Source organism: Pseudomonas sp. 22072, assembly GCF_052046095.1.
Classification (GTDB): domain Bacteria; phylum Pseudomonadota; class Gammaproteobacteria; order Pseudomonadales; family Pseudomonadaceae; genus Aquipseudomonas; species Aquipseudomonas paracarnis.
Window position 1 is genome coordinate 447,039 of record NZ_JBQEQE010000001.1, and the last position, 11,094, is coordinate 458,132.

Genomic DNA, 11,094 nt, shown 5'->3' on the forward strand with positions numbered 1-11,094 from the left:
AAGCCCGCTCCCACAGTTGTTTGTGTACATCTGCAGGATCCGGCGTTTTGCATTTTTTTCACACGCCATCCGGATAATTCCCTGCTCTTGCGCGCGGGTCCTTGAATCCTGTGCTATCCCCTAAAGCTGACTTTCCGGAAAAGCGCTCAATGGTCGTGCCTCTGCCCACTTCGAAAACCTCGCTCCGCTCCCGCTTGTCCATGCGCTGGTATTCCTGGGTGTTCTTGGCCGGTGCCATTTTGTATGGCGTGGCCTGGGCCATGCACTGGGACGATCGCGGTCTGCTGTGGGTGCTGGAGCGTTTCGAGAGTTCGGCTGAGCGCCGGGAGAGTGTGTGGCTGCCCGACTATCACGCGGTGATCGACGCCAAGTTGCTGCCCGGTATGGAGAAGGATGAGGCTTCGGACCTGTCCTACAATCCTCAGACCAAAACCCTGTTTTCGGTGATGGGCAAGAACCCCTTCCTGGTCGAGTTGAGCCTGCAAGGCGATGTGTTGCGCAAAATGCCGCTCAACGGTTGGAACAATCCGGAAGGCGTGGCGGTGATGGAAAACGGCTTGATGGCGGTGGTCGATGAACGCGATCACAGCCTGACCGTGGTCAAGGTCGACGCCGGCACTACGGCGCTGAACAAGGCCGATTTCCCCAGCCATGACCTGGGCCCGTCCAAAGATCAGAACAAAGCCTTTGAAGCCGTCACATGGGACAAGCGCAACCAGCAGCTGGTGCTGGGCGAAGAGCGTCCGCCGGCCTTGTTTACCTGGAAAAGCGATGGCAATACGCTGACCGGCGACAAGCAAAAACTGGCCAGCACCGAACTGGATGTGCGCAACCTGTCGGCCCTGTCCATCGACCCACGTACCGGGCATTTGCTGGTGCTGTCGGCCGATTCCCACCTGCTGCTGGAACTGGATGAAACGGGCGAGCAAGTCAGCTTCATGACCTTGCTTGGCGGCTTCAATGGCCTGAAAGACACGATCCCACGTGCCGAAGGCGTGACCATGGACGAGAGCGGCAATCTGTACATGGTCAGTGAGCCAAACCTGTTCTATCGCTTTGAAAAGCAGAAATAACTGACGAATTACGTCAGAGTTTTCTTTATAAACGGCATTCGCCAGGCAGTCCGGTGCGTTTAAGTTTAAATTCAGGTGACCTTGATATCTATTCGCCAGTTTTTTCTCTGAGCCCGCCCCGATGCGTCGACTTGCCCGCCCCAAACCTGCTGTTTTTATCCTGCTGTTGCTCGCCTTGGTCGCTGCCGGGCTGGTGGCACAGCAGTTCCGTCTGTTCGAACGCGCCTGGTTCAACTGGCAGGTGTGGTACCAGCCTGCGGATGAGCGCGCCATTGGCCTGGCGGACTACCGTGTCACCCTCGAAGGCCAGGTGATCGAAGGGCTCGACGACGATGTCTCGGCCCTGACCTACGACCCCGTGCGCAAAAGCCTGTTTACCGTCACCAATAAAAACGCCGAACTGGTCGAGTTGTCGCTGGAGGGCAAGATCCTGCGGCGCATTCCGTTGGTGGGCTTTGGCGATGCCGAAGCGGTGGAATTTATCAGCGACAACATTTACGTCATCAGCGATGAGCGCCAGCAGCGCTTGATCAAAGTGCATGTGGACGATGACACCAAGTTCCTCGACGCCGCCGATGCGGAGCAAATGACCCTGGGCGTGCACGTTGGCGGCAACAAGGGCTTTGAAGGGTTGGCCTACGACTCGGTGGGCAAGCGCTTGTTCGTGGCCAAGGAACGCGACCCCATGCTGATCTATGAGGTGCACGGGTTTCCCCATTTCAAGCCGGAAAAAACCTATTCGGTACATGTGATCAACAACCCCAAGCGCGATGCCGGGCTGTTTGTGCGCGACCTGTCGAGCCTGCAATACGACGAGCGCAGTGGCCATCTGTTGGCGCTGTCGGATGAGTCGTTCCTGGTCTTGGAGCTGGATATTGATGGTCGCCCTCTAAGCAGTCTGTCGTTGCTTAAAGGGCGCCATGGGCTGAGCAAGCGCGTGCCCCAGGCCGAAGGGATCGCCATGGATGACGACGGCACGCTGTACATGGTCAGCGAGCCCAACCTGTTTTACGTGTTCAAGAAACCCTGATCAGAACATCCATTGCACGCCCAGCGAATAACCGGTCTGGCTGCCTTCAGCATGCCCTAGGCGGCCATTGACCTCGGCAAACACGCCCAACTGTGGGGTGATCGCCAGTTGGCTGCCGAGTTGTGCGCGAGCGAAGCTTTTATCCACTGAGCCCAGCCTGGCGGTGCGGGCCTGGCCATCGGCGCGTGCGGTGAGTTGCAGGTCGTCCAGGCGGCCGTCGGCCAATTCCTTGACCCAGGCGATGTCGCCGTAGGGCATCAGGTTCAGGCCATAGGGCAGGGCAACAGCACCGCGCACGCGCCAGCCGAGGCTGGCTTCCAGGGAGTCGAAAGACTGCTCTTCGTACTCCAGGGCCGTGCGCAGGTTCTGCTTTTCATGGAACTTGTCGATGCGGTAATGGCTGTAGTCCAGGCCGGCGAACGGCCCGCTCTTGATCGCGCCAAACTCAAAGTCATAGCCACCCAGCACCCGTGCGCCCAATGCCAAGGCATCGGTGTCGCCTGTCAGTTGCTGGTTGAGCAGGATCGGCCCGCCATTGGCCTGGATGACCAGGTTGCGCTTGGAGTCGAAGCGCGTGTGGCCCACGCTCAGGTCACCGGCCAGCCAGCGTGGCCCGCCATCGTTGAGCAGCGCATAGACGGCTGCCTGCCAGGTGTCGCTGTCGAGCTTGCCGCGATGTTCCAATTTGTCGCGCCCATTGAGGTAGCTGAGGCTGGCGCCGATATTCAGGCTTGAAGTCAGTTGGTAGTCACCGAGGGCATGCAGGCCCACGCGCCGGGCTTCGGGGTTGGGGGCCGTGTCGAAGCCGCTGTCCGGGTTGTATTCGCCATCCACACCGATCTCGCCATCAAAGCTTGCGACCTCGCGGCTGGCCGCTTGCAGGGTCAGCCAGCGGCGATCATGCAGGCGCACCAGCGCCTGATGCTGGCGCTGCAGGTTGTCTTGCATATTGCGCGCAACGGCGCCGCCAGAAGCGGTCGAGGCCATCAGGTCGGCGTTGGTCAGTTCCAGCACCAGGCGGCTGAGCAGGCGTGAATAGTCACGCAGGCGCTGGTCGATGCGCGCCTGGCCGAACGCATCGGTCAGCACGGCTTTGTTGTCTTCGTTCGGGTCGTGCCAAGTCGAGCCGCCGGGGATTTTCGGGTTGTCGGTCTGGGTGTAGCCGTCCAGGTCGCCCAGTTCCCAGTTGGTGGCCTCTATATAAAGGATCGGGATATTCAGCGGTTCGAACGCTTCACCATCGCTGCAGCAGCCGGTGCCCTTTGGGTACTGCGGGTCGAGGCCGGGGTTGCTGAACAAGGGGATGTTCAATTCCCTGGCGATCTGGAAGGTGTGCTCGCGCAAGGAGGCCAAGGCCGGGTTGGCGGTGCTGTTCTGGCCGGCGTGGGCGTACATCATGTCGCCGGTGATCAGGCTGTCGAGGTTGATCATCGCGAGCATGTTGGCGCGCTGGCTGGCGCTGAGTGAGTCGACAAAGGCACGGGAGCCGCGCAGGCCTTCTTCTTCGGCGCCGAAGCCAACGATTTGCAGGCCATTTTCCAGTGACAGGCCGCCGAGGTTCTTCGCCACCTCGGTCAACACGCTGGCGCCGGAACCGTTGTCATCCAGGCCTTGCAGGGTCGGGCGGCCGAAGTAAGTGTCGAAGTGCGCGCCAATCACCACGTACTGGGCCTTGGTACCAGCGGCAGAGGCCACCACGTTTTGCGAAGCCCGGCTGCCGTTGTTCCAGGTGAAGTCCTGGCGGCTGAAGCTATAGGCCGTGCCCATCTGGCTCTGCATCCAGTCGGCTGCCCCGGCAAAATTTGCCGTGCCTCGATATCGGCCAGGGTAGTCGTTGATCAGTTTTTCCAGGGTGGTGTTGGCGTGCTGGCCGTAATCGTAGGCCTGGGTATGCGTGGACAGCAGGGCACCGGCAACGCTGATGGCGAGGGCTAGAGGCTTTATCACAAGGTCTTCCTTGAGGTGATGGGAATGTGCAAGCCCAGACCCTTTGCACAATGCGCGCCTCATTCCATGGGCGGCTGCGAATTGGCGCATTGTTAAACGCGTGGGTCGCGTGGCTGTAATTTGTAACGGATTGGATACCAGGCGTGGCAGAGGATGCCGTGACAGAGCGCACGGTTTTGGCGAGGAGTGCTGCGAAAAGTAGCGTTTTTGTTACATCGCTCTAGAGTCGAGCGCTAACACATGTGGGAGCTGGCTTGCCTGCGATGGCATCGCCTCGGTATCCATTGATACACCGAGTCGTCTGCATCGCGGGCAAGCCCGGCTCCCACAGGGTCAGGCCTTGAGGGTTTTCACGCCTTCCGGGGTGCCCAGCAGCAATACATCCGCCGGGCGCGCCGCGAACAGGCCGTTGGTGACCACGCCCACAATGGCGTTGATCTGCGTCTCAAGCTCCACCGGGTTGGTGATCTGCATATTGAACACGTCGAGGATGATGTTGCCGTTGTCGGTCAACACACCTTCGCGGTACACCGGGTCGCCGCCCAGTTTTACTAGCTCGCGGGCCACGTGGCTGCGGGCCATTGGGATGACTTCCACCGGCAGTGGGAACGTGCCCAGCACGGGTACCAGCTTGCTCGCGTCGGCGATGCAAATGAAGGTCTTGGCCACGGCCGCGACAATCTTCTCGCGGGTCAGGGCCGCGCCGCCGCCTTTGATCAGGTTCAGGTGCTCGTCGCTTTCATCGGCGCCGTCGACGTAGAACTCCAGGTCGCTCACGGTGTTGAGCTCGTACACCGGAATGCCATGGCCCTTGAGGCGGGCAGCGGTGGCTTCGGAACTGGCCACGGCGCCGTCGAACGCGCCCTTGTGCTGGGCCAGTGCGTCGATGAAGCAGTTGGCGGTGGAACCGGTGCCGACACCGACGATGCTCTTGTCGTCGAGCTTAGGAAGGATTAAATCGACAGCGGCCTGGGCCACTGCCTGTTTGAGTTGATCCTGGGTCATGCGGGCTCCGGAACGGGCGGGGAATTAACGAGGGCGGCGAGTATAACCCAACAAAACCTCGGGATTCGTGTGGTCGCCCGGCCAAACGCTGGGTTAGACTCCTTGGCCCTGCCCAACCCGTGAAGTAGATGCCTGCCGATGCTTGAACACTACGTCAAAAAAATCCTCACCTCGCGTGTTTACGACATCGCCGTGGAAACCCCCTTGCAGACTGCCCGCCAGCTCTCCGAGCGGCTGGGTAACAAGATTTGGCTCAAGCGCGAAGACTTGCAGCCGGTGTTCTCGTTCAAGATTCGCGGCGCCTACAACAAGCTGACCCAGCTCAGTGCCGAAGAACGTGCGCGCGGCGTCGTCACCGCGTCGGCCGGCAACCATGCCCAGGGCCTGGCCCTGGCGGCCAAGGTGCTGGGGGTCAAGGCCACCATCGTGATGCCCAAGACCACCCCGGAGATCAAGGTCGAAGGCGTGCGCTCCCGTGGCGGCAAAGTGGTGCTGCACGGTGATTCCTTCCCGGAAGCCCTGGCCTACTCGCTCAAGCTGGTCGACGAAAAAGGCTACGTGTACATCCACCCCTACGATGATCCGCACACCATTGCCGGGCAGGGCACCGTGGCGATGGAAATCCTGCGCCAGCACCCAGGGCCGCTGGACGCGATTTTCGTACCGGTGGGCGGCGGCGGTCTGATCGCCGGGATTGCGGCGTATGTGAAATACCTGCGCCCGGAGATCAAGATCATCGGCGTGGAACCGGACGACTCCAACTGCCTGCAAGCCGCCATGGCGGCGGGCGAGCGCGTGGTATTGCCGACCGTCGGCCTCTTTGCCGACGGCGTGGCAGTGGCGCAGATCGGCCAGCACACCTTCGACATCTGCAAGGACTATGTGGATGAAGTGATCACCGTCAGCACCGATGAAATCTGTGCGGCGATCAAGGACATCTACGACGACACTCGCTCCATCACCGAGCCGGCCGGCGCGCTGGGCGTGGCCGGGATCAAAAAATACGTCGAGACCCGCGGTGTCAGCGGCCAGACCTTTGTCGCCATCGACTCGGGCGCCAACGTCAACTTCGACCGTTTGCGCCATGTGGCCGAGCGCGCCGAACTGGGTGAAGGCCGTGAAGCCATTATCGCGGTGACCATCCCCGAGCGGCCGGGCAGCTTCAAGGCCTTCTGCGAAGCGGTGGGCAAGCGCCAGATCACCGAATTCAATTACCGCTACCACTCCGGCAGCGAAGCGCACATTTTCGTCGGTGTGCAGACCCACCCGGAAAACGACCCGCGCAGCGCCTTGGTGGCCAGTTTGACCAGCCAGGGTTTCCCGGTGCTGGACCTTACCGAGAACGAACTGGCCAAGTTGCACATCCGCCATATGGTCGGTGGGCATGCGGCCAAAGTCAGCGACGAGTTGGTGTTTCGCTTCGAATTCCCGGAGCGGCCGGGGGCGTTGTTCAACTTCCTCAACAAACTCGGCGGGCGCTGGAATATCTCGATGTTCCACTACCGCAACCACGGCGCGGCTGACGGCCGAGTGGTGGCGGGCTTGCAGGTACCGGCGGACGAGCGTCACCTGGTTCCCGCGGCCTTGGCGCAAATCGGTTACCCGTACTGGGATGAAAGCGAAAACCCGGCTTACCAGCTGTTCCTCGGTTGAGCGACTACGCTGACTGAGCGGCCTATAAGGAATAGAGACCATGGAAACGCTGACCACCCTCAAGGTGATCCACATCACCGCCACCGTATTGCTGCTGCTCAGCGGCCTGGGCCTGGCGGTATTGGCGTGGCGTAAACGCAGCGCCGGCCCGGCCGCGACCATGCAGCGCCCCTGGGCATTTGTATGGCTGCTGATGGGGATTTGCCTGGTGAGCATGCCGTTCACCGGCTGGTGGCTGGTGCACCTGCTCGGCTGGCCGCTGGGGCAAACCTGGATTTTGGGCTCCAGCATCCTCTACACCGTGGCGGCGCTGGCCTGGTTCTGGCTGGTGGCGCGGCTCAATCGGCTGCGCAAGGGCGAGGGCGGGAGCCTGAATTTCACCCTGGTGCTGGCGGTGGTCAGCCTGGTGGGGTTTGTGGCGATTGCAGGGCTCATGGGCGCCAAGCCGGTATAAGGGTGATCGTTCCCACGCTCTGCGTGGTAACGCCGCCACCGCGTTGGCTTCATCGCAGGCAAGCCAGCTCCCACACTTGACCGGATTCCAACATGAGAACAGGGTCAAAATGTGGGAGCTGGCTTGCCTGCGATAGCGTTGTCAGCTGCGCAGCGTAATCACCGGCCAACCCCGTTTCTGGGCCTCAGCACGAAGATTCGGATCCGGATCCACTGCCACCGGGTGCGTCACCTGCTCCAGCAACGGCAAATCATTCATCGAATCGCTGTAGAAGTAGCTGTCTTCCAGGCTATGCCCGGTTTCTTCCAACCAGCGGTTCAAACGCGTCACCTTGCCCTCGCGAAAGCACGGCACATCGGTGCTGCGCCCGGTATAACGGCCATCCACCATTTCGCACTCGGTGGCGATCAGAGTCTCGACGCCCAGGCGGGCGGCAATTGGCGCGGTGACGAAGCGGTTGGTGGCGGTGATGATCACCAGCTTGTCACCGGCGGCGCGGTGCTTGGCCAGCAGTTCAACGGCCTTGGGAAGCATGATGGGCTCGATGCAGTCGCGCATGTAGTCGTTGTGCCACGCGTCCAGCTGGGCCATCTCGGTGCGGCCGAGGATTTCCAGGCAGAAGTTCAAGTAGGCGGCGTTATCCAGCCGGCCGGCCAGGTAGTCCTGGTAGAACTCGTCGTTGCGGGCCTTGTAGGCTACCGCGTCGAGAATCCCGCGTTCACACAGGTAATCGCCCCAGGCGTGATCGCTGTCACCGCCCAGAAGGGTATTGTCCAAGTCGAATAAAGCCAGGCGCATTGCAGTTACTCGCTGAAAAGTCTGTAAAAAGGCGTCCAGAATACGGTCTTTTCACAAGAGTGCACATAAGGTAAGAAGCCTCGTTGCCGCTGGAACAACCTTTGTGGAACAATGCGGCGACATGCGTTTGCGAGGTTGTTGCCGTGATCGACCCCGATGGTTTCCGTCCTAATGTCGGCATTATTCTGACGAATGATGCCGGACAGGTGCTATGGGCTCGCCGAATCAACCAAGATGCCTGGCAGTTTCCTCAAGGTGGAATCAACCCCGACGAAACCCCTGAAGACGCCTTGTACCGTGAGTTGAACGAAGAAGTCGGCCTTGAGCGCGAAGATGTGCAAATTCTGGCCTGTACTCGTGGCTGGTTGCGCTATCGTTTGCCGCAACGCCTGGTGCGTACCCACAGCCAACCGCTGTGCATCGGCCAGAAGCAGAAATGGTTTCTTTTGCGCCTGATCTCCAACGAGCAGCGGGTGCGGATGGATTTGACCGGTAAACCGGAGTTCGATGGCTGGCGCTGGGTCAGCTATTGGTATCCGTTGGGCCAGGTGGTGACATTCAAGCGCGAGGTTTATCGTCGCGCTCTCAAAGAGCTTGCCCCGCGCCTTTTAGCGCGCGACTGACGACGGAGTTCGACCCCGAGCCATGCTCAATACGCTGCGCAAGATCGTCCAGGAAGTTAACTCCGCCAAGGATCTCAAGGCGGCGTTGGGGATTATTGTGTTGCGCGTCAAGGAAGCCATGGGCAGCCAGGTCTGCTCGGTTTACCTGCTGGACCCCGAGACCAACCGTTTTGTGCTGATGGCCACGGAGGGCTTGAACAAGCGCTCCATCGGCAAGGTCAGCATGGCGCCCAATGAAGGTCTGGTGGGCCTGGTGGGGACGCGTGAAGAACCCCTGAACCTCGAGAACGCGGCCGATCACCCGCGTTATCGCTACTTTGCCGAAACCGGTGAAGAGCGCTACGCCTCGTTCCTTGGCGCACCGATCATTCACCACCGCCGTGTTGTCGGCGTGTTGGTCATCCAGCAAAAAGAGCGTCGCCAGTTCGACGAAGGCGAAGAAGCCTTCCTGGTGACCATGAGCGCGCAACTGGCCGGGGTTATCGCCCACGCCGAAGCGACCGGCTCGATTCGCGGCCTGGGGCGCCAGGGCAAGGGTATCCAGGAAGCCAAGTTCGTCGGCGTACCGGGTTCGCCAGGCGCCGCGGTGGGTACCGCGGTGGTCATGCTGCCGCCAGCCGACCTCGATGTGGTGCCGGACAAGAGCGTCAGTGACATCGACGCCGAGATCAAACTGTTCAAGACCGCCCTCGAAGGCGTGCGCGCCGACATGCGCAACCTGTCGACCAAGCTGGCCACCCAGTTGCGTCCCGAAGAGCGTGCGCTGTTCGACGTGTACCAGATGATGCTCGACGACGCGTCCCTGGGTAACGAAGTCAAGACCGTGATCAAGACCGGCCAGTGGGCCCAGGGCGCGTTGCGCCAGGTGGTCACCGATCACGTCAACCGTTTCGAAATGATGGACGACGCCTACCTGCGCGAGCGGGCATCGGATGTGCGCGACCTGGGGCGCCGTCTGTTGGCGTACCTGCAGGAAGACCGCAGCACCAACATGGTCTTCCCCGATAACACCATCCTGGTCAGTGAAGAATTGACCGCCACCCAGCTTGGCGAAGTGCCTGAAGGCAAGCTGGTAGGCCTGGTCTCGGTATTGGGTTCGGGTAACTCCCACGTGGCGATCCTGGCCCGGGCCATGGGTATCCCGACGGTGATGGGCCTGGTGGACCTGCCGTACTCCAAGGTCGATGGCATCGACATGATCGTCGACGGGCATCGCGGCGAGGTGTTCACCAACCCCAGCGACGTGCTGCGCAAGCAATACGCCGAGGTGGTGGAAGAAGAGAAGCAACTGGCCCAGGGCCTGGATTCGCTGCGCGAGCTGCCGTGTGTCACCCCCGACGGCCACCGCGTACCGCTGCTGGTCAACACCGGCCTGCTGGCGGATGTAGCTCGTGCGCAACAACGCGGCGCCGAAGGGGTGGGTCTGTACCGCACCGAAGTGCCGTTCATGATCAACCAGCGTTTCCCGAGCGAGAAGGAGCAGCTGGCGATTTATCGCGAGCAATTGCAAGCCTTCCACCCGTTACCGGTGACGATGCGCAGCCTGGATATTGGCGGCGACAAGTCACTGTCCTATTTCCCGATCAAGGAAGACAACCCCTTCCTTGGCTGGCGTGGCATCCGCGTTACCCTCGACCATCCCGAAATCTTCCTCGTCCAGACCCGCGCCATGCTCAAGGCCAGCGAGGGCTTGAACAACCTGCGTATCCTGCTGCCGATGATCTCCGGCACCCATGAACTGGAAGAAGCCCTGCACCTGATCCACCGCGCCTGGGGCGAAGTGCGCGACGAAGGCGCCGATGTGCCGATGCCGCCGATTGGCGTGATGATCGAAATCCCGGCGGCGGTGTACCAGGCCAAGGAACTGGCGCGGCAGGTGGACTTCCTGTCGGTAGGCTCCAACGACCTGACCCAGTACCTGCTGGCCGTGGACCGTAACAACCCACGGGTGGCCGACCTCTACGACTACCTGCACCCGGCGGTGCTGCAAGCGCTGCAACACGTGGTGCGCGACGCCCATGCCGAAGGCAAGCCGGTGAGTATCTGCGGCGAAATGGCCGGTGACCCGGCGGCGGCGGTGCTGTTGATGGCGATGGGCTTTGACAGCCTGTCGATGAACGCCACCAACTTGCCGAAAGTGAAGTGGATGCTGCGCCAGGTGGAATTGAGCAGGGCCAAGGATTTGCTCGCCGAGTTGATGACCATCGACAACCCGCAGGTTATCCACAGCTCGCTGCAATTGGCGCTGAAAAACCTGGGGTTGACCCGGATGATCAACCCGGCCTCGGCCAAAACCCTGTAGGAGCGAGCTTCTAGCAGACCGTTCCCGCGCTCTGCGTGGGAATGCAGCCCTGGGACGCTCCGCGTCGGCTTTTAGAGCGTGACGCAGAGCGTCACAAGAGGCGTTCCCACGCAGAGCGTGGGAACGATCAAAGTGAAGTGGATGCTGCGCCAGGTGGAATTGAGCAGGGCCAAGGATTTGCTCGCCGAGTTGATGACCATCGACAACCC

Annotated in this window: 9 protein-coding genes; 6 read left to right on the plus strand and 3 right to left on the minus strand. The window is 61.1% G+C overall.

The window, feature by feature from the left end; translation table 11 throughout:
* Positions 1 to 149 precede the first annotated feature (149 nt).
* Both ACTJLA_RS02065 and ACTJLA_RS02070 read left to right on the plus strand, forming a co-directional pair.
* On the plus strand, positions 150 to 1,073 hold the full coding sequence (locus tag ACTJLA_RS02065) for an SdiA-regulated domain-containing protein (RefSeq protein ID WP_034128982.1): 924 nt from the start codon (positions 150 to 152) through the stop codon (positions 1,071 to 1,073).
* Between the two features lie 121 nt (positions 1,074 to 1,194).
* Complete coding sequence (locus tag ACTJLA_RS02070; RefSeq protein WP_038451901.1) at positions 1,195 to 2,103, plus strand: SdiA-regulated domain-containing protein; 909 nt, start codon at positions 1,195 to 1,197, stop codon at positions 2,101 to 2,103.
* On the opposite strand, the gene ACTJLA_RS02075 is transcribed toward ACTJLA_RS02070, so the two are convergent.
* Both ACTJLA_RS02075 and rpiA read right to left on the minus strand, forming a co-directional pair.
* Entirely contained in the window at positions 2,104 to 4,050 is a 1,947-nt protein-coding gene (locus ACTJLA_RS02075) for an autotransporter domain-containing protein (RefSeq protein WP_314548750.1), read from the minus strand.
* 333 nt (positions 4,051 to 4,383) lie between these two features.
* Complete coding sequence (rpiA, locus tag ACTJLA_RS02080) at positions 4,384 to 5,055, minus strand: ribose-5-phosphate isomerase RpiA (protein ID WP_003195201.1); 672 nt, start codon at positions 5,053 to 5,055, stop codon at positions 4,384 to 4,386.
* Between the two features lie 138 nt (positions 5,056 to 5,193).
* On the opposite strand from rpiA, the gene ilvA reads away from it, so the two are divergent.
* Positions 5,194 to 6,708 (plus strand): threonine ammonia-lyase, biosynthetic, encoded by a 1,515-nt coding sequence (gene ilvA, locus ACTJLA_RS02085; protein WP_020301835.1) that lies wholly within the window; start codon positions 5,194 to 5,196, stop codon positions 6,706 to 6,708.
* A gap of 40 nt (positions 6,709 to 6,748) precedes the next feature.
* The gene (locus tag ACTJLA_RS02090; RefSeq protein WP_314548759.1) at positions 6,749 to 7,162 is read left to right on the plus strand and encodes a DUF2269 family protein; all 414 of its coding nucleotides are present in this window, start codon (positions 6,749 to 6,751) and stop codon (positions 7,160 to 7,162) included.
* Between the two features lie 141 nt (positions 7,163 to 7,303).
* On the opposite strand, the gene ACTJLA_RS02095 is transcribed toward ACTJLA_RS02090, so the two are convergent.
* Complete coding sequence (locus ACTJLA_RS02095) at positions 7,304 to 7,960, minus strand: HAD family hydrolase (protein ID WP_054895972.1); 657 nt, start codon at positions 7,958 to 7,960, stop codon at positions 7,304 to 7,306.
* A 143-nt stretch (positions 7,961 to 8,103) separates the two neighbouring features.
* Between ACTJLA_RS02095 and ACTJLA_RS02100 the strand changes: the two genes are divergently transcribed.
* On the plus strand, positions 8,104 to 8,583 hold the full coding sequence (locus ACTJLA_RS02100; protein ID WP_003176750.1) for an RNA pyrophosphohydrolase: 480 nt from the start codon (positions 8,104 to 8,106) through the stop codon (positions 8,581 to 8,583).
* A 22-nt stretch (positions 8,584 to 8,605) separates the two neighbouring features.
* Positions 8,606 to 10,885 carry a phosphoenolpyruvate--protein phosphotransferase gene (gene ptsP / locus ACTJLA_RS02105; RefSeq protein WP_003195193.1) on the plus strand — a complete coding sequence of 760 codons (2,280 nt, stop codon included), beginning with the start codon at positions 8,606 to 8,608 and terminating at the stop codon, positions 10,883 to 10,885.
* The last annotated feature ends 209 nt before the right edge of the window (positions 10,886 to 11,094 follow it).